Raw genomic sequence first — 18987 nt, 5'->3', positions numbered from 1 at the left:
ATCCTCGCGCTAAAGGCAGCTGATACTGCCAAGGCTTATCTGTTGTTATGTGAGTGGGCGACGCTTGGCTTTCCATCGCTGGTTTGCGGCAAACAGGCCGACGATCAGCAGTGCGCCGACCGCTGGGAGCAGATAACCATCCATAAAGGGAAGGCTGCGCAATAGCACATACGCTACCGCCGCCGGGCTAATAAAGCGCACCAGAAACCGCCACATGGCGAACCACATCGCAGTGGTGTCGAGTTCCTTTTTAACTTCCGTTTGGGTGAGCGCCCAGCCAGCAAAGAGGGCAATCATAAGCCCACCCAAGGGCATAAGGACATTGGTCAAAAGCTCAATAAGCTCAAACGCGCTACGTCCCCAAAGTGCATGGAAGAACGTGCCTTCCGCCCAGATATTAAAGCTCACCACGGTAAGCAGGCCCACGGCCCAGGCAGCTACCACCAGGATGGCCACGGCCTGTGGCCGGGTCATATCAAAGCGCTCAACCAAGTAAGCGGCCACCGGCTCAATCAGCGATATCGACGAGCTGATCGCCGCGCCTAAAACCAGAATAAAGAACACCCCGCCAACCAGCGCGCCCATAGGCATCTCGGCAAAAGCCAGCGGCAGCGTGACAAACATCAACCCCGGCCCTTGAGCGATATCCAGGCCGGCGCCAAACACGAGAGCAAAGATCGCAAGCCCAGCTACCATGGCCACCAGGGTGTCGATAACCGCAATGGCAATCGCGGTGCGGGTGAGGGATACCTCGCTGGTCATATACGCGCCGTAAGCCATGATGGCGCCCATACCCAGGCTAAGCGTAAAAAACGATTGGCCCATGGCCTGCAGCCAGCCTTCGATACTTAAGCTGGCAAGATTGAAGGTAAGCAAAAAGTCTGCGGCAGCCGCAATATCACCGTGAATCACGCTATAAGCCAGCACGACCAATAAAATGATAAACAGAGCGGGCATCATGATGCGTAGTCCCGATTCGATGCCGGTATGAATACCCAGGGCTACAATCAGCCCCGAGACGACGATAAACAGCGTGTGATAAACGGTCATCAAGCCTGGCGAACTCAGCAGAAAGGCAAAGCCGTCGCTAATGGTTTGTGCGTCGGCGTCCACCAGGGAGCCGGTCAGCATTAGCCAAGTGTAATGAATCGCCCAGCCAGCAATCACCGAATAGAAGCTTAGGATTAAAAAGGCGGCTAGGGCGCCCAGCCAGCCAATCGATTCCCAGGCGCGCGATGTATGGTGTGTCTTGGTCAAATGCCGCATGCCCATGATCGGGCTTTGGCGGCTGGTGCGGCCCAGCATGATTTCGGCAATTAAAATCGGTATGCCTACCGCAAAGATGGTCAGCGCATAGACCAGAATAAATGCCCCGCCGCCGTATTCACCCACTAGATAGGGAAAGCGCCAAAGGTTGCCCAAACCCACCGCAGAGCCTACCGCTGCTAGTAAAAAAGTACCCTTATGCGTCCATACGTTGTGACCGCTCATGTAAGAGTGTCCCTATGCGGGTGACTGGACGGGGGTAAATATCCAAACACCTGTATGAATTATAGGCTGCCAGTAGGCCGTGGCCGCGCCGAGATTAATGCTACTTTGCGATAGAACGCGTCGGCTTTCCAGTATGCTAGCGTTTAGGCTGCGTTTATCGAAGCACTTGGCGGCGCTATGAAAACCAAGTGAAGGGCAGGGCTAAGACAAAATGAGCGGAATAACACACAGGTGAACGCAAAAGCGCATGGCTCACTCACAATAAAGCCCGCACGAGGCGGGCTTTAGGGGCTTGCTTAAGAGCTGGCTTCAAGAGCCGGTCTTGAGAGCTTACTTCTTGCCAGCGCGCTTGCGCTCGTTCTCGGTCAGATGCTTCTTACGCAGGCGGATATGGCTCGGCGTCACTTCAACCAGCTCATCGGAATCCAGGAATTCGATGGCCTGTTCCAGGGTGAACTTGATGGGTGGCGTCAGAACGATGTTTTCATCGTTACCGGTTGAGCGCATGTTATCGAGTTTTTTACCCTTGGTCGGGTTAACTACCATGTCGTTGGCACGGTTGTTAATACCAATCAGCATGCCTTCGTAGACTTCGGTGGCGTGATCGATGATCAGCTTACCGCGCTCCTGCAGAGCGTACAGGGCATAGGCCAGGGCCTTGCCACCAACCATGGAGACCAGTACGCCGTTACGACGCTCGATAGATGCATCGGGCTTCAGCGGGCCGTAGTGATCAAAGCGGCTGGTCAGGATGCCGGTGCCGGACGTCAGGGTCAGGAACTGACCACGGAAGCCGATCAAACCACGCGCAGGAATAATGAAGTCCAGACGAACACGGCCTTTACCATCCGGGTTCATGTTGGAAAGCTCACCCTTACGGTAGCCAAGCTCTTCCATGATCGAGCCCTGGTGCTGCTCTTCACAGTCGATGATGACTTCTTCGTAGGGCTCCTGCTTCTCGCCGTCGATCTCTTTGATGATAACTTCGGGACGGCCAACGGCCAGCTCAAAGCCTTCACGACGCATGGTTTCGATCAGTACCGACAGGTGAAGCTCGCCACGGCCAGAAACCTTGAATTTCTCCGGCGTTTCGCCTTCTTCAACGCGCAGTGCCACGTTGTGGATCAGCTCTTGTTCCAGGCGATCTTTAATATTACGGCTGGTAACGTACTTGCCGTCTTTACCTGCGAACGGGGAGTCATTGACCTGGAACGTCATCGAAACGGTCGGTTCGTCAACGGATAGCGGCGGCAGCGCCTCGACCGTGTTGACGTCACATAGCGTGTCGGAAATCGCCAGCTTATCGATGCCGGTAACGCAAACGATGTCGCCTGCAGTAGCTTCGTTGGTTTGTACGCGCTCAAGACCCATGTGAGTCATGACCTGGCCGATCTTGCCCTTGCGCGTCTCACCTTCTTTAGTGATAACGCTGATCTGCTGGCCCGGCTTAACGCTACCGCGTTTGATACGGCCAAGACCGATAACACCTACGTAGCTGTTGTAGTCCAGTGCGGAAATCTGCATCTGGAAAGGACCATCGATTTCGACTTTCGGCGGCTCAACGATATCAACGATGGCCTGGAACATCGGGTCCATGTTGTCGGCAAGCTCTTCAGGGTCCATGCCGGCAATGCCGTTGAGCGCTGAACAGTAGATGATCGGGAAATCAAGCTGCTCGTCGGTGGCGCCCAGGTTGTCAAACAGATCAAAAATCTGGTCGATAACCCAGTCAGGACGTGCGCCGGGACGGTCGATCTTGTTAACGACGACGATCGGCTTAAGGCCCTGGGAGAAGGCTTTCTGGGTAACAAAGCGGGTTTGCGGCATCGGGCCGTCAACCGCATCGACCAGCAGCAGAACCGAATCGACCATGGACATTACGCGCTCAACTTCACCACCGAAGTCAGCGTGCCCAGGGGTGTCAACGATATTGATGTGGTAGCCCGTACCATTGCCATCTTGCCACTGAATGGCCGTGTTTTTGGCCAGGATAGTAATACCGCGCTCTTTCTCCTGGTCATTAGAGTCCATAATCCGCTCTTGGCCTTCGGCCTTGCGGTCTAGTGTGCCTGATTGACTTAACAGCTTGTCTACCAAGGTAGTTTTGCCGTGGTCAACGTGGGCGATGATGGCAATGTTACGAAGATTCTCGATCACGACGCGATCCTGCTGGGAAAATAGGGCGGCATTATAGGGTCTCGGTGTGGTCGACTACCAGCCTTGTCTCAAATAAAGCGTCAAGTCAATAACCCAAACGCGGCAGTTTTCGCCTCTGCGGTGCATCCGTTAAGATAGGCGTTTTCCCAGTTGGGGCAGGCACATGACCATCGGTAACCTGATGCGTTTGTTGAGCGATGGCAACGTTCACTCTGGTGAGCAATTAGGTGAAGCGCTAGGCGTTTCACGGGCTGCCGTATGGAAACAGCTGAAAAAATTGGATGCGCTTGGCGTGGATGTAGTGGCAGTGAAGGGTAAGGGCTACCGCTTGGCCACTCGGTTGGAACCGCTGGAGGGCGCCAAAATCGTCGAGCGGCTGCCCGCTCAAGCGCGCCATTTGCTGACGCGGCTGTTTGTTGAGGACCAGCTACCCTCAAGCAACGAGTATTTACGGCAGCGGTTTAATCAGGGCGCGGGTCACGGCGAAGTATGTCTGGTTGAACTGCAAACCGCCGGACGTGGGCGGCGTGGGCGGGTGTGGACAACGCCTTGGGGACAAAGCCTAATGCTCTCGCTGGGTTGGCGCTTCGACGCAGGCGTGGCGTCTCTGGAAGGGCTAAGTCTCGCGGTTGGTGTGGTGGTATCCCAAGTGCTTGAGCAACTGGGTAGTGCGCCAAAGCTTAAGTGGCCCAACGATATTTTGCTGGCTGAAAAAGGTGATGAGCTGGGCAAGTTGGCGGGTATTTTGATTGAAGTGACCGGTGATGCCGCAGGCCCTTGTGAAGTGGTCATTGGCATGGGTATGAACCTCTCACTCTCCGAATCCCAGCGCGCAGCCATTGACCAGCCGGTAGCTGCACTGTTTGATATGCACGCGGGGCTTTCGCGTAACCAGCTAGCTTCGGACGTCGTCGCTGGGCTTTTAAGCATGCTGGCAGACTTCGAGCAGGTTGGTTTTGGCGCCTGGCGTGATGAGTGGAACAAGCGGCACGCCTATGCGGGAATGCCCGTACGTATTATTCAAGGGGAGCGCGCAAGCGATGCGATCGCAGGCGACGTAGATGAGAGCGGTAACTTATGGGTTACTGAAAATGGTCACTCGCGGCGCTTGGTAGGCGGTGAGATCAGCGTACGCAGGCGCTTATGATTCTGGATTTGGATATCGGTAACACCTTGTCGAAATGGCGACTCAAGGATGCCGAAAGTAGTGAAATACGCTCGCGGGGGGCGGTATGGACCCGCGAGGAGTGGCGTCCTGGGGCGGATATTCCTGATCTCGATGTCGTCGAGGCGGTACGTATATCAAGCGTTGCCCGCGCTGCGGTACTCGATGAAACGGTCACCTTGCTGCGCCGTCAGGTGCGCCACGTATTTGTGGCCCGCTCCTTGCCGGAAGCCCTGGGCGTGGTTAACGGGTACGACGAGCCTGGTCGTTTAGGGGTGGATCGTTGGATGGGGGCGCTGGCCGGATATCAGTTGGCCGGTGGCTGCTGTGCGGTAGATTGCGGTAGCGCAATCACCATCGATTTCGTATTGCCCGGAGGTGTGCACCTGGGGGGCTTCATTATCCCCGGGCTGCGCCTGATGAAAGAAAGCTTGAAGCTGGGCACGCGAAACGTAGCCATCGACCCGGAAAGCGAGGCGGATGCTTTGCTGGAGCCTGGGCGGCGCACGGTGGATGCGGTCAATCACGGTATTTTTATGGCAGCTGTCAGCGCCATCAACCGTATTTACAGCGAGGTGTGCGACCAGCAGGGCATATCACTGCCCATGCTGCTTACCGGGGGGGACGCTCGAGTGGTATCGCGAGGCGTGCAGGTGCCACACGCGGTGTGGCCCGATATGGTATATGGCGGGCTTGAAGCCTGTTACCCGCTAACGTTTGCCGAGCGCGCGGGCAAAATGTCCGGGGCGCCGAAAGTCCCTGAGCCGGTATCATTAGAAAAAATTCGCGCAGGACTTGCATTCTCAATGCTGCTTTGACAGAATGCAGCGCGTTCCAAGGCAGCAAACAGATGCGCAAGCATCGCAAGCTACGATAAATTAAGTAATATCTAGCTTGACAGTGTTTTGGAGGCTGGCATAATGTGCCGCCAAAGCTGGAGAGATTCCCGAGTGGCCAAAGGGAGCAGACTGTAAATCTGCCGCGTAAGCTTCGAAGGTTCGAATCCTTCTCTCTCCACCAGATTTAAGCAGCAGCGATTTTGGTCGGTGTTGTAGGATGAAAGCCGGTAGTGGGCATTGTCTATCGTTCGGCGTGCGGCGGCTTGTAATCCTGGCAGCAGTTACGCGGGCGTAGTTCAACGGTAGAACCTCAGCCTTCCAAGCTGATGGTGCGGGTTCGATTCCCGCCGCCCGCTCCAGTTGATGTGTTTTGGCTCATGTAGCTCAGGGGTAGAGCACACCCTTGGTAAGGGTGAGGTCGACGGTTCAATTCCGTCCATGAGCTCCATATTGCGAGAAAAGCGAGCGAAGCTCGCTTTTTTTGTCTCTACATTTATGTCTTCGGGCTTGGTGTAGAGGAAAGGGTTGTCAGGTGGGTTTATTTCCGCTACCATGGCGCCCGCTGTTGTGTAGGTGGTAGTGAGTGCCTATGCGCAGGATGATACAGGCCAGTGGCTCAATTGGCAGAGCAGCGGTCTCCAAAACCGCAGGTTGGGGGTTCGAGTCCCTCCTGGCCTGCCAACCTTCCCCAGGTTGGCATGTGATTTTCCAGAATTCCTTTATTGTAGCCGCACCCTAAGGAGTCTCGTTTTATGAAGCCTGGTTCTGTAAAGCACGGTACCGAGGTGCAACAGGCGCGCCATGACGGGCTCAAGTGGGCGGCGGTTATAGCGCTGCTTGTCGTTGCTGTCGTTGGTAATACCTATTTCGCCGATACTGGTCTGCTCTACCGCGTGTTGGGTGTAGTGGTTTTATGTGCGCTTGCTGGTTTGATCGCACTTACCACTGCCAAAGGTCGCGACCTGACAGAGCTTGCCGTTAGCGCCAAGAAAGAGATTCAGCGCGTTGTATGGCCGACCCGCCCCGAAACAATTCAAACCACCGCGATTGTCTTGGTGGCTGTTGTTGTGGTGGGTTTGATGCTGTGGTTGATCGATACTCTTCTTGGCTGGGCAATGTCCGGCGTCATTGGTTAGGAGTTTTCATGTCCAAACGTTGGTACGTCGTCCACGCCTATTCCGGTTTTGAAAAGCATGTTATGCGCTCGCTGATCGAGCGTGTGAAAATGCACGGTATGGAAGATCGTTTTGGCGAGATTCTGGTGCCGACGGAAGAAGTCGTTGAGATGCGCGACGGTAAACGCCGCAAGAGTGAGCGTAAATTCTATCCTGGCTATGTACTGGTCGAGATGGAGATGGTCGACGAAACATGGCACCTCGTTAATGAAACCCCGCGTGTAATGGGCTTCATTGGCGGAACTAAAGAAAAACCGGCTGCGATCACGACCCGTGAAGCGGACGCTATTTTGCGCCGCGTTAAAGACGGAACCGACAAGCCGCGGCCCAAAACAATGTTTGAGCCGGGTCAGTCGGTGCGTGTTATCGATGGTCCGTTCGCTGACTTCAACGGTGTGGTTGAGGAAGTCAACTACGATAAGAGCCGTTTGCAGGTCAGCGTATTGATCTTTGGGCGTGCCACGCCTGTCGAGCTAGAGTTTTCTCAGGTTGAAAAAGAGTAAACTCGCAAATTAAGAGTAGGGCGCTAATGGCGCCGTATATTCGCAAGAGGCAGCCTATGGCTGTCTCGTTAGTCCCGGGGAGCCGCAAGGCGCTATTACCCAATTGGAGTATTTACCATGGCCAAGAAAGTCCAGGCTTACATCAAACTGCAGGTAGCTGCAGGTAAAGCCAATCCAAGTCCGCCCGTAGGCCCCGCGCTGGGTCAGCACGGCGTGAACATCATGGAATTCTGTAAGGCGTTCAACGCCGCGACTCAAGAAATTGAGCCGGGCCTGCCGACGCCTGTCGTGATCACTGTCTACTCTGACCGTAGCTTCACGTTCGTTACCAAAACTCCGCCTGCTGCCGTGCTGCTGAAAAAAGCCGCTGGTATCAAGTCGGGTTCTGGCGAGCCGAACAAGAAGAAGGTCGGCACCGTGACTCGCGAGCAGCTTGAAGAGATCGCCAAGACTAAAGAGCCGGATCTGACGGCTTCTGATCTCGATGCCGCCGTACGTACTATTGCAGGCAGCGCTCGTAGCATGGGCCTTAACGTGGAGGGTCTCTGATCATGGCTAAACTGTCTAAGCGCGCGAAGGTAATTCGCGAGAAAGTAGATGCCAACAAGGCTTACTCTCTGGAAGAAGCGGTTGCACTGCTTGCTGAGCTGTCTACCGTTAAATTCAACGAGTCTGTTGACGTTGCGATCAACCTGGGTGTTGATCCGCGTAAATCTGACCAGGTTGTACGTGGCGCTACCGTCATGCCTAACGGCACCGGTAAAGACGTACGCGTAGCGGTCTTCACTCAAGGTGCTAACGCCGATGCTGCTAAAGAAGCAGGCGCTGACATCGTGGGTATGGAAGATCTGGCTGAGCAAGTGAAGAAGGGCGTGATGGACTTTGACGTCGTTATCGCTTCTCCGGATGCTATGCGCGTTGTCGGTCAGCTGGGCCAGATTCTGGGTCCGCGTGGCCTGATGCCTAACCCGAAAGTCGGCACCGTAACGCCTGACGTTGCAACTGCTGTCAAAAACGCCAAAGCTGGTCAGGTACGCTTCCGTACTGACAAAAACGGCATTATCCACACTACGCTGGGTAAAGTGACGTTTGATGCGGCCGCCGTTCAGGGTAACCTGGAAGCGCTGGTTGCTGACCTTAAGAGGCTCAAGCCGAGCTCCTCTAAAGGTATTTACTTTAAGAAAGTCACCCTGTCCACTACCATGGGCCCAGGTCTGACTATCGACCACTCTGCGCTGGTATAAGCAGGTCGTCGACAGGTTTTAAGTAAGAACCGAGCAAGAACTTTGCGGTCCTCTGGTTAGGTAAACCTGCCAGAGCACCGTCAAAGACCGCAGGTGCCGCGCTGGATGTCTCATCTCAACGCGGCTTAATTGCCTAAAGCGCCTGCGCAGATGGTGTGGCCGCCAGTTGGTTGTAGCTTTTTTAGCGACTTCGCTTTCTGGTGAGCACCATCCCCTAAGGCTTCCAGCGCTGGTTATATCAGGCCTGGAAGAGATGGTAACCTCCGAAGCCTTGAAAAGGTTTCGGCACGAAGGAGTGATCACTGTGCCACTAGCACTTGAAGGCAAGAAAGCGATTGTTGCCGAGGTCAGTGAAGCGGCCAAGGGCGCACTCTCCGTCGTAGTTGCCGATTCTCGCGGTGTAACGGTCGGTAAAATGACCGATCTGCGTAAGCAGGCACGTGAGAATGGTGTAGAGCTGCGCGTTGTTCGCAACACGCTGGCTCGCCGCGCCCTCGAGGGCACTCAGTGGGAGTGTCTGAACGAGAGCTTTGTTGGTCCGACTCTGTTGGCTTTCTCTACTGATCATCCGGGCGCTGCCGCTCGCTTGTTCAAAGAGTTTGCTAAAACTGAGCAGAACTTCGAAGTGAAGGCGTTGGCCTACGAAGGCGAACTGATCCCGGCTGCTGACATCGACCGTCTGGCAACCCTACCGACTTACAACGAAGCAATTGCCAAGTTGATGTCGGTAATGAAAGAAGCCTCCGCTGGCAAGCTGGTTCGTACCCTGGCCGCTCTGCGCGATCAGAAGCAAGAAGAAGCTGCGTAAGCAGACCTTTTTGCAGGCGGCGTGAACGCTATGTCGATTGCGTTGCCTGAACCGAGCAATGAATCCTGAGTCCTCGGCCGACCGAGACTCCCGCAAAGTTAGGAATGAAAAATGGCACTGTCTAAAGACGATATCATCAATGCTGTAGCCGACATGTCCGTAATGGAAGTTGTTGAGCTGATCGAAGCAATGGAAGAGAAATTCGGCGTATCAGCTGCTGCAGCTGTTATGGCTGGCCCGGCTGGTGGCGGCGAAGCTGCTGCAGAAGAGCAAACCGAGTTTGACCTGGTTCTGACCTCTGCTGGTGACAAGAAAGTTAACGTCATCAAAGCCGTTCGTGAAATCACTGGTCTTGGCCTGAAAGAAGCTAAAGGCGCTGTTGACGGCGCTCCGGCAACTATCAAAGAAGCCATGTCCAAAGACGACGCAGAAGCAGCAAAAGCGAAGCTGGAAGAAGCGGGCGCAAGCGTCGAGCTCAAGTAATCCTTGTGCTGACGGCTTTACGCGCTGCGTAAGCTTCCACGGCTGGCGGCGGGTTTTCCCGCTGCCGGCCTTTTTCTGTTGCAACTTATAGGTTGTTACAGAAACACAGTAATACCGTTGTTGTAATACTGTTATCGATCAAGATTTTCGACGGCGAGCTACCGATTTAGGAGCTTGCTGTCTGCGTCTGACACGCCCGCGCAGGGCAGCGATGACCACGCATCGGTCACCCATGGTGAACAAGCTGGGGAATACAGATGGCTTACTCATATACTGAGAAAAAACGCATCCGCAAGGATTTCGGCAAACTGCCCCAAGTGATGGATGTGCCTTACTTGCTGGCCATCCAGCTTGATTCCTATTACGACTTTCTCCAGCAAGATCGTTCGCCTGACGAGCGTCACGAAGTTGGCCTGCATGCGGCGTTCAAGTCCGTGTTTCCGATTGAGAGTTTCTCGGGTAACGCAGCACTTGAGTACGTTAGCTACCGTTTTGGCACGCCGGCGTTCGATGTTAAGGAGTGTCAGCTGCGCGGCGTGACGTATTCCGCCCCGCTGCGCGTCAAGGTTCGCTTGATCATTTATGATCGCGATTCCTCGAACAAGGCAATCAAGGATATTAAAGAGCAAGAAGTCTACATGGGGGAAATCCCCCTGATGACTGAGAACGGTACCTTTGTGATCAACGGTACTGAGCGGGTTATCGTTTCCCAGCTCCACCGCTCGCCCGGTGTGTTCTTCGATCACGACAAAGGTAAGAGCCACTCCTCAGGCAAGTTGCTCTACTCTGCCCGCGTAATTCCTTACCGTGGCTCCTGGTTGGACTTTGAGTTCGACCCGAAAGACAACGTATTCGTGCGTATTGACCGTCGCCGTAAACTGCCGGCTTCGGTACTGATGCGTGCGCTGGGCATGAGCACTGAAGAGATCCTTAGTGAATTCTTCGACACTAGCGTGTTCCACATCGAGAAATCCGGTTTCTCTGTGGAGCTGGTGCCGTCGCGCCTGCGCGGTGAAACCGCCACCTTTGACATTAAAGATGGCAACGGTGAGCTGATTGTTGAAGAAGGTCGTCGGATCACCCAGAAGCACATTCGTCAGCTTGAAAAAGCTGGCCTTGAGCGTCTGGACGTGCCGATGGAGTACCTGTTCGGCAAAACGCTGGCCCACGATCAAGTGGATACCAAGACTGGCGAGCTGATCTGCCCGTGTAATACTGAAATTACCCCTGAAGTGCTTGAGCGTATGGCTCAGGGCGGTATCACGCGCATTGAAACGCTTTATACCAACGACCTGGATTGCGGCTCGTTCATTTCCGACACCTTGAAGTTGGATACGACCGGATCGGCGTTGGAAGCGCTGGTTGAAATTTACCGCATGATGCGTCCCGGCGAGCCGCCCACTAAAGAGTCGGCTGAAACGCTGTTCCACAACCTGTTCTTTACTGAAGATCGCTACGATCTTTCAGGTGTGGGCCGCATGAAGTTCAACCGTCGTCTGCGTCGCGAAGCCGACACGGGTTCCGGCGTGCTGGACCGCAAAGACATTCTCGACGTACTGCGCGAGCTGATCAATATTCGTAACGGCTTTGGTGACGTTGACGATATCGATCACCTGGGCAACCGTCGTATTCGCTGTGTAGGCGAAATGGCCGAAAACCAGTTCCGTGTAGGTCTGGTGCGTGTTGAGCGTGCGGTCAAAGAGCGTCTTTCCATGGCGGAAAGCGAAGGCCTGATGCCGCAAGATCTGATCAACGCCAAGCCAGTGGCGGCGGCGGTGAAAGAGTTCTTCGGTTCAAGCCAGCTGTCCCAGTTTATGGACCAGAACAACCCGCTTTCGGAAGTTACCCACAAGCGTCGTGTGTCTGCACTCGGCCCGGGTGGTTTGACCCGTGAGCGCGCTGGCTTTGAGGTGCGCGACGTACACGCCACGCACTACGGCCGTCTGTGCCCCATCGAGACACCTGAAGGCCCGAACATCGGTCTGATCAACTCGCTGGCCACTTACAGTCACACCAACAGCTACGGCTTCCTTGAAACGCCGTACCGTAAGGTTAATGCCGGTCAGGTAACTGACGATATCGTTCACCTGTCAGCGATCGAAGAGGGCGACTTTGTTATCGCCCAGGCATCTGCTGCTGTGGATGAGTCCAACAAGCTTTCTGACGACCTGGTTCAGGTACGTCACCGTGGTGAAACCACCTTCATGCGTCCTGAGCAAGTGACGCTGATGGACGTTTCTCCGCGTCAGGTTGTATCGGTGGCGGCTGCCCTGATTCCGTTCCTGGAGCACGATGATGCTAACCGCGCCTTGATGGGTGCGAACATGCAGCGTCAGGCCGTTCCTACTCTGCGTGCTGACAAGCCGCTTGTGGGTACCGGCATGGAGCGTTTCGTGGCACGTGACTCCGGCGTATGTGCCGTGGCGCGTCGTGGCGGTGTTATCGACTCGGTAGATGCACGTCGTGTGGTAGTACGGGTTAGCGAAGATGAGATCATCGGCGGTGAAGCCGGCGTTGATATCTACAACCTGACCAAGTACACCCGTTCGAACCAAAACACCTGTATGAACCAGCGCCCCATCGTGCGTCCTGGTGACAGCGTTGCGCGTGGCGATATTCTCGCCGACGGCCCGTCTGTCGATATGGGTGATCTGGCACTCGGTCAGAACATGCGCATCGCGTTCATGCCTTGGAACGGCTACAACTTCGAGGACTCCATCCTGCTGTCTGAGCGGGTGGTTCAAGAAGACCGTTTCACCACGATCCACATCCAGGAACTGACCTGTGTGTCTCGCGACACCAAGCTGGGGCCGGAAGAGATCACCTCTGATATTCCCAATGTCGGTGAATCCGCACTGGGCAAATTGGACGAGGCGGGCGTTGTTTACATCGGTGCTGAAGTTGGCCCGGGCGACATTCTGGTCGGCAAGGTAACGCCGAAGGGCGAAACCCAGCTGACGCCAGAAGAGAAGCTGCTGCGTGCGATCTTCGGTGAGAAGGCGTCTGATGTTAAAGATACCTCCCTGCGTGCTCCTACGGGCATGAAAGGTACGGTTATCGACGTTCAGGTGTTCACTCGCGACGGCGTGGAAAAAGATTCACGTGCGCTCTCCATCGAGCAAATGCAGCTGGATGAAGTGCGTAAGGACCTGCAGGAAACCTACCGTATTGCTGAAGATGCAACGTTTGAGCGTCTGCAGCGTACGCTGGATGGCCAAGCCGTTAACGGCGGCCCGAACCTCAAGAAAGGCGACGTGCTGGACGAGGCTTACCTCGACGAGCTGCCGCGTCAGCAGTGGTTCAAACTGCGCATGCAGGATGAGTCCTACAATGAGCTTCTGGCCCAGGCCGACGAGCAGCTGGAAAACCGTCGTAAAGAGATGGATGAGCGTTTCGAAGACAAGAAACGCAAGTTGACCCAGGGCGATGATCTGGCGCCTGGCGTTCTCAAAATCGTCAAGGTTTACATGGCGGTCAAGCGTCGCATCCAGCCAGGCGACAAGATGGCCGGTCGTCACGGTAACAAAGGTGTTATCTCCGCGATCATGCCGATCGAAGACATGCCGTTCGACGAGAAGGGCGAGCCGGTCGACGTGGTACTTAACCCGCTGGGTGTACCGTCGCGTATGAACGTGGGTCAGATTCTGGAAACCCACCTGGGTATGGCGGCACGTGGTCTGGGTGTCAAGATTGACGCTATGCTGCGCGATGCACGTGGCCAGCAGGTTGCCGAGATTCGTGACTTCCTGGGTCAGGTGTACAACACGCCGGGTGCTCGCGCTGAAGATCTGGACTCGCTCAGTGATGACGAAGTCATTGCGCTGGCCAAGAACCTTAAAGGCGGTGTGCCCATGGCCACGCCGGTATTTGATGGTGCCAAAGAGCACGAAATCAAACACCTGCTGAAGCTTGCGGACATTCCTGAGTCAGGTCAGATGAAACTGCACGATGGCCGTACCGGTGATGCGTTTGATCGCCCGGTGACCGTCGGCTACATGTACATGCTGAAACTGAACCACCTGGTAGACGACAAGATGCACGCTCGTTCTACCGGCTCTTACTCGCTGGTTACCCAGCAGCCCTTGGGTGGTAAAGCACAGTTCGGTGGTCAGCGCTTTGGTGAGATGGAAGTGTGGGCGCTGGAAGCCTATGGCGCGGCCTACACCCTGCAAGAGATGCTCACCGTCAAATCGGACGACGTCGAAGGCCGCACCAAGATGTATAAAAACATCGTGGATGGCGACCACACCATGCAGGCAGGCATGCCGGAATCCTTCAATGTACTCGTGAAGGAAATCCGCTCGCTGGGCATCGATATCGAGTTAGAGAGCTAGGAGCCGTGCTATGAAAGATTTGGTGAAAGTACTCAAATCGCAATCTCAGTCCGAAGAGTTTGACGCGATCAAGATTACTCTGGCGTCGCCGGACATGATTCGCTCCTGGTCGTTTGGCGAGGTGAAGAAGCCTGAGACCATCAACTACCGTACCTTTAAACCGGAGCGGGACGGTCTGTTCTGCGCCAAGATTTTTGGCCCGGTAAAGGATTACGAGTGCTTGTGCGGTAAGTACAAGCGCATGAAGCACCGCGGCATCATTTGTGAAAAGTGTGGCGTTGAAGTCACCAAGGCAGCCGTGCGCCGTGAGCGCATGGGTCACATTGAGCTGGCCTCGCCGGTTGCCCACATCTGGTTTCTGAAATCATTGCCGTCGCGTATCGGCATGTTCCTCGATATGACCCTGCGTGATATCGAACGCGTGCTGTACTTTGAGAGCTTCGTGGTTATCGATCCAGGCATGACCACGCTTGAGCGTGGTCAGCTCCTGAACGATGAGCAGTACTTCGAAGCCCTTGAAGAGTTCGGCGACGACTTTGATGCCCGCATGGGCGCCGAAGCGGTGCAGGAATTGCTCAAAGATATCGATCTTGAAGAAGAGATTAATACCCTGCGTGAAGAAATTCCGCAGACCAACTCTGAAACCAAGATCAAGAAGCTTTCCAAGCGTTTGAAGCTGCTTGAAGCGTTTTACCACTCCGGCAATGCGCCGGCGTGGATGGTCATGGAAGTGCTGCCTGTCCTGCCGCCGGATTTACGTCCGCTGGTACCGCTGGACGGCGGCCGCTTCGCGACCTCCGATCTTAACGACCTTTACCGTCGTGTGATCAACCGTAACAACCGCCTGAAGCGTCTGCTCGACCTTAATGCGCCGGACATTATCGTGCGCAACGAGAAGCGTATGCTTCAGGAAGCGGTCGATGCACTGCTTGACAACGGTCGTCGTGGCCGCGCGATCACGGGCTCCAACAAGCGCCCGCTGAAATCGCTCGCCGACATGATCAAAGGTAAGCAGGGTCGTTTCCGTCAGAACTTGTTGGGTAAGCGCGTCGATTACTCGGGCCGTTCGGTGATTACCGTGGGTCCAACCCTGCGCCTGCACCAGTGTGGTCTGCCGAAGAAAATGGCGCTGGAGCTATTCAAGCCGTTTATCTACTCCAAGCTTCAGTCGCTGGGCTTCGCCTCAACGATTAAAGCCGCGAAGAAAATGGTTGAGCGGGAGCTTCCGGAAGTGTGGGACATCCTGGCTGATGTTATCCGCGAACACCCGGTACTGCTTAACCGTGCACCGACGCTTCACCGTCTGGGTATCCAGGCGTTTGAGCCGCTGCTGATCGAAGGTAAGGCGATCCAGCTGCACCCGCTGGTGTGTGCGGCCTACAACGCCGACTTCGACGGTGACCAGATGGCGGTACACGTACCGCTGACCCTGGAAGCCCAGCTTGAAGCCCGTGCGCTGATGATGGCGACCAACAACGTGCTGTCGCCCGCTAACGGCGAGCCGATCATCGTACCGTCGCAGGACGTTGTTCTGGGTCTTTACTACATGACCCGCGAAAAGATCAACGCCAAAGGCGAAGGCATGGTGTTCTCTGACCTCAATGAGGTTGAGCGCGCCTTCGGAACTCAGTCTGTATCGCTTCATGCCCGCATTACCGTGCGTCTGGACGAAGTGGATATCGAAGAAGAGACCGGTGCCAAGTCTTACCATCGTCGCCTGTATAAAACGACGGTTGGGCGCGCCATGCTGTTCCGCATTCTGCCGGAAGGCGTGCCGTTCCCGCTGATCGACCAGCCGATGAAGAAAAAGGCGATTTCCGGCCTGATCAACGAAGTGTATCGCCGCTCAGGCCTCAAGCCGACGGTTATCTTCGCTGACCAGCTGATGTATACCGGTTTCCGCCTGGCAACTTGGTCGGGCGCCTCCATCGGTGTTAACGACTTCGTTATCCCGGATGCCAAAACTGAAATCGTCGATGCGGCTGAAGCCGAAGTTAAAGAGATCGAAGACCAGTTCTCTTCTGGCCTGGTAACAGCGGGCGAGAAGTACAACAAGGTTATCGATATCTGGTCCAAGGCCAACGATAAAGTCGCCAAGGCGATGATGGTGGGTATCTCGAAAGAGACCGTTATCGATCGCGATGGTAACGAGGTTGAGCAGGATTCGTTCAACAGCGTCTTTATCATGGCCGACTCCGGTGCCCGTGGTAGTGCCGCTCAGATCCGTCAGCTTGCCGGTATGCGTGGCCTGATGGCCAAGCCGGATGGCTCGATCATCGAAACGCCGATCGTGGCCAACTTCCGTGAAGGTCTGAACGTACTTCAGTACTTCATCTCGACCCACGGCGCGCGTAAAGGTCTGGCGGATACGGCCCTGAAAACGGCTAACTCCGGTTACCTGACCCGTCGTCTGGTAGACGTGGCCCAGGATCTGGTCATCACCGAGGTCGACTGTGGTACTGAAAACGGTCTGACCCTGCACCCGATCATCGAGGGTGGCGACATCATCGTACCGCTGTCACAGCGTGTACTGGGTCGTGTGGTTGCACTGGACGTTGTTGACCCGGGTACCGAGGAGGTCTTGATTCCGCGCGGTACGCTGCTTGACGAGAAATGGTGTGCTGAGCTCGACACCATGGGTGTGGATGAGATTATCGTACGCTCAACCATTACCTGTGATACGCCACACGGCGTGTGTTCGTCCTGTTATGGACGTGATCTTGCCCGCGGCCACCAGGTCAACATCGGTGAATCTGTCGGTGTTATCGCCGCGCAGTCGATCGGTGAGCCGGGTACCCAGCTGACCATGCGTACCTTCCACATCGGTGGCGCGGCATCGCGTTCATCAGCCGTGGATAGCGTACAGGTCAAGCACGGCGGTAAGGTTCGTCTGCACAACATCAAGCACGTAGAGCGTGCTGACGGCAAACTGGTCGTCGTATCGCGTTCCAGCGCCCTGGCGGTTGCTGACGATCACGGCCGTGAGCGTGAGTACTACAAGCTGCCTTATGGCGCCGAGCTTTCCGTACGTGACGGCGATGTCGTCGACGCCGGTGCGATGGTAGCCAAGTGGGATCCGCACACCCACCCGATCATTGCTGAGGTAGAGGGTAAGGCGCAGTTCATCGACCTTGACGAAGGTGTCACCATGCACCGCACAGTCGACGAGATGACCGGTCTTTCTTCTATCGAGGTTATTGAGTCCGCCGCCCGCCCGATGGCTGGCCGCGACAAGCGTCCGATGGTAATGCTGCAGGACGCCGCCGGTGAGTACGTGTCGGTTTCCGGCTCGAACACGCCAGTGCAATACCTGTTGCCGGGTAACTCCATTATCTCTGTAGATGATGGTTCCACTATCGGTGTGGGTGAGGTTGTTGCCCGTATTCCGGTTGAAGCATCAGGTAACAAAGATATCACCGGTGGTCTGCCGCGCGTTGCCGACCTGTTCGAAGCGCGTAAGCCGAAAGAATCAGCGATCCTGGCTGAAATCAGCGGTGTTATCAGCTTCGGTAAAGAGACCAAAGGTAAGCGTCGTTTAACGATTACTCCGGAGTCTGGCGATCCGTTTGAAGCGCTGATCCCGAAATGGCGTCAAATCGCCGTGTTCGAAGGTGAAGCGGTTGAGAAGGGTGAAGTCATCTCCGATGGCCCGAGCAACCCGCACGATATCCTGCGTCTGCTGGGTGTGGCGGAACTTGCCAAGTATATTACGGCCGAAGTGCAGGACGTTTACCGTCTGCAGGGTGTTGGCATCAACGATAAGCACATCGAAGTTATTGTGCGTCAGATGCTGCGCAAAGTAGAAATTGCCGATTCGGGCGATTCTGACTTCATCACTGGCGACCAGGCTGAGCTTGTGCGCGTGTTGGAGCAAAATGCCCGTCTCGAGAAAGAAGGTAAGTTCCCGGCTAAGTATCAGCGTCTGCTGCTGGGTATTACCAAGGCCAGTCTGGCGACCGAGTCGTTCATCTCTGCGGCCTCCTTCCAGGAGACAACCCGCGTACTGACCGAAGCGGCAGTCACCGGCAAGCGCGATTATCTGCGCGGCCTGAAAGAAAACGTGGTAGTTGGGCGTCTGATTCCGGCAGGTACCGGTCTGACTCACCACGCTGAACGTCGCCGCAAACGCGAAGACGTTGAGCGCCTGTTCAATCCCTCAGCGACTGAGGTAGAGCAGGAGCTTGGAGCACAGTTGACAGCGCTTGATTCTGACGACGAGCTCTAAAACCGAGTAGTAAAAAATGAGTATCTGATCCTAGAGCCGTTAACTTGCCGGTTAAACCGCCGGCAAGACTTGACGGCGCCTAGGATCAGCCTTTAGAATGCGCAGCCTTTAACAGTGGGGTGGGTGCGCCCGCATCCGCTGCCCGTATTTGTTGAAGGCTAGGCAACCATTGGAGTCAGCTAAACACCATGGCAACGATTAATCAGCTAGTGCGCAAGCCGCGCAAGCGCCCCGTTACTAAAAGTGACGTGCCCGCGCTGCAGGCCTGTCCGCAAAAACGCGGCGTATGTACGCGTGTATACACCACTACCCCTAAGAAGCCTAACTCGGCCCTGCGTAAGGTTTGCCGTGTGCGCCTGACCAACGGTTTCGAAGTTTCTTCTTACATCGGTGGTGAAGGTCACAACCTGCAAGAGCACTCTGTTGTTCTGATTCGCGGCGGTCGTGTAAAGGATTTGCCAGGTGTGCGTTATCACACCGTTCGTGGCGCCCTTGATACGTCTGGCGTACAGAACCGTAAGCAGGGTCGTTCTAAGTACGGTACTAAGCGTCCGAAGTCTTAA

At 55.4% G+C, this 18987-nt stretch carries 13 protein-coding genes and 4 tRNA genes; 15 read left to right on the top strand and 2 right to left on the bottom strand.

Annotation, left to right across the window (positions count from 1 at the left end; translation table 11 throughout):
* Window positions 1-45 precede the first annotated feature (45 nt).
* Both D467_RS0111940 and typA read right to left on the bottom strand, forming a co-directional pair.
* Window positions 46-1491, bottom strand: a complete 1446-nt coding sequence (locus D467_RS0111940; protein ID WP_018917750.1) for a sodium-dependent transporter — start codon at window positions 1489-1491, stop codon at window positions 46-48.
* A gap of 330 nt (window positions 1492-1821) precedes the next feature.
* Window positions 1822-3648, bottom strand: a complete 1827-nt coding sequence (gene typA / locus D467_RS0111935; RefSeq protein ID WP_018917749.1) for a translational GTPase TypA — start codon at window positions 3646-3648, stop codon at window positions 1822-1824.
* Between the two features lie 163 nt (window positions 3649-3811).
* Here typA and D467_RS0111930 point away from each other — a divergent pair, with 163 nt between their 5' ends.
* The 15 genes from D467_RS0111930 (at window position 3812) to rpsL (ending at window position 18987) form a co-directional block, all read left to right on the top strand.
* Window positions 3812-4795, top strand: a complete 984-nt coding sequence (locus D467_RS0111930; RefSeq protein WP_018917748.1) for a biotin--[acetyl-CoA-carboxylase] ligase — start codon at window positions 3812-3814, stop codon at window positions 4793-4795.
* Window positions 4792-5631 (top strand): type III pantothenate kinase, encoded by an 840-nt coding sequence (locus D467_RS0111925; protein ID WP_018917747.1) that lies wholly within the window; start codon window positions 4792-4794, stop codon window positions 5629-5631. Before D467_RS0111930 ends, D467_RS0111925 begins: the two co-directional genes overlap by 4 nt.
* Window positions 5632-5749: 118 nt before the next feature.
* Window positions 5750-5833 (top strand) — tRNA-Tyr (locus tag D467_RS0111920).
* Window positions 5834-5937: 104 nt separating this feature from the next.
* Window positions 5938-6011: transfer RNA gene (locus D467_RS0111915), tRNA-Gly, on the top strand.
* Between the two features lie 14 nt (window positions 6012-6025).
* A tRNA-Thr gene (locus D467_RS0111910) sits at window positions 6026-6100 on the top strand.
* A 157-nt stretch (window positions 6101-6257) separates the two neighbouring features.
* Window positions 6258-6333, top strand: a tRNA-Trp gene (locus tag D467_RS0111905).
* A 71-nt stretch (window positions 6334-6404) separates the two neighbouring features.
* Window positions 6405-6788: a preprotein translocase subunit SecE gene (secE, locus tag D467_RS0111900; RefSeq protein WP_018917746.1), complete on the top strand. Its 384-nt coding sequence runs from the start codon at window positions 6405-6407 to the stop codon at window positions 6786-6788.
* Between the two features lie 8 nt (window positions 6789-6796).
* Window positions 6797-7330 carry a transcription termination/antitermination protein NusG gene (gene nusG / locus D467_RS0111895; protein ID WP_018917745.1) on the top strand — a complete coding sequence of 178 codons (534 nt, stop codon included), beginning with the start codon at window positions 6797-6799 and terminating at the stop codon, window positions 7328-7330.
* Window positions 7331-7447: 117 nt separating this feature from the next.
* Window positions 7448-7879 (top strand): 50S ribosomal protein L11, encoded by a 432-nt coding sequence (gene rplK, locus D467_RS0111890; RefSeq protein ID WP_018917744.1) that lies wholly within the window; start codon window positions 7448-7450, stop codon window positions 7877-7879.
* A gap of 2 nt (window positions 7880-7881) precedes the next feature.
* Entirely contained in the window at window positions 7882-8574 is a 693-nt protein-coding gene (rplA, locus tag D467_RS0111885) for a 50S ribosomal protein L1 (protein WP_018917743.1), read from the top strand.
* 304 nt (window positions 8575-8878) lie between these two features.
* The gene (gene rplJ, locus D467_RS0111880; protein WP_018917742.1) at window positions 8879-9382 is read left to right on the top strand and encodes a 50S ribosomal protein L10; all 504 of its coding nucleotides are present in this window, start codon (window positions 8879-8881) and stop codon (window positions 9380-9382) included.
* Window positions 9383-9493: 111 nt separating this feature from the next.
* Complete coding sequence (gene rplL, locus D467_RS0111875) at window positions 9494-9865, top strand: 50S ribosomal protein L7/L12 (protein ID WP_018917741.1); 372 nt, start codon at window positions 9494-9496, stop codon at window positions 9863-9865.
* Between the two features lie 257 nt (window positions 9866-10122).
* Window positions 10123-14199, top strand: a complete 4077-nt coding sequence (gene rpoB / locus D467_RS0111870) for a DNA-directed RNA polymerase subunit beta (protein WP_018917740.1) — start codon at window positions 10123-10125, stop codon at window positions 14197-14199.
* 10 nt (window positions 14200-14209) lie between these two features.
* Complete coding sequence (gene rpoC / locus D467_RS0111865) at window positions 14210-18424, top strand: DNA-directed RNA polymerase subunit beta' (RefSeq protein WP_018917739.1); 4215 nt, start codon at window positions 14210-14212, stop codon at window positions 18422-18424.
* Window positions 18425-18612: 188 nt separating this feature from the next.
* Window positions 18613-18987: a 30S ribosomal protein S12 gene (gene rpsL / locus D467_RS0111860; RefSeq protein ID WP_009098973.1), complete on the top strand. Its 375-nt coding sequence runs from the start codon at window positions 18613-18615 to the stop codon at window positions 18985-18987.

Origin of the sequence: Vreelandella zhanjiangensis DSM 21076, assembly GCF_000377665.1 — a bacterium.
Taxonomy (GTDB): domain Bacteria; phylum Pseudomonadota; class Gammaproteobacteria; order Pseudomonadales; family Halomonadaceae; genus Vreelandella; species Vreelandella zhanjiangensis.
Note: the sequence above shows the minus strand (reverse complement) of the source record. Positions and strands in the feature narration are given on the sequence as shown.

Bases quoted from the DNA above. Each gene is read 5' to 3' on its own strand.
- rplA (WP_018917743.1), top strand. From the start codon at position 7,882: ATGGCTAAACTGTCTAAGCGCGCGAAGGTAATTCGCGAGAAAGTAGAT.
- rplL (WP_018917741.1), top strand. From the start codon at position 9,494: ATGGCACTGTCTAAAGACGATATCATCAATGCTGTAGCCGACATGTCC.
- nusG (WP_018917745.1), top strand. From the start codon at position 6,797: ATGTCCAAACGTTGGTACGTCGTCCACGCCTATTCCGGTTTTGAAAAG.
- rpoC (WP_018917739.1), top strand. From the start codon at position 14,210: ATGAAAGATTTGGTGAAAGTACTCAAATCGCAATCTCAGTCCGAAGAG.
- rpsL (WP_009098973.1), top strand. From the start codon at position 18,613: ATGGCAACGATTAATCAGCTAGTGCGCAAGCCGCGCAAGCGCCCCGTT.
- rplK (WP_018917744.1), top strand. From the start codon at position 7,448: ATGGCCAAGAAAGTCCAGGCTTACATCAAACTGCAGGTAGCTGCAGGT.
- D467_RS0111925 (WP_018917747.1), top strand. From the start codon at position 4,792: ATGATTCTGGATTTGGATATCGGTAACACCTTGTCGAAATGGCGACTC.
- D467_RS0111940 (WP_018917750.1), bottom strand. From the start codon at position 1,491: ATGAGCGGTCACAACGTATGGACGCATAAGGGTACTTTTTTACTAGCA.
- D467_RS0111930 (WP_018917748.1), top strand. From the start codon at position 3,812: ATGACCATCGGTAACCTGATGCGTTTGTTGAGCGATGGCAACGTTCAC.
- secE (WP_018917746.1), top strand. From the start codon at position 6,405: ATGAAGCCTGGTTCTGTAAAGCACGGTACCGAGGTGCAACAGGCGCGC.
- rpoB (WP_018917740.1), top strand. From the start codon at position 10,123: ATGGCTTACTCATATACTGAGAAAAAACGCATCCGCAAGGATTTCGGC.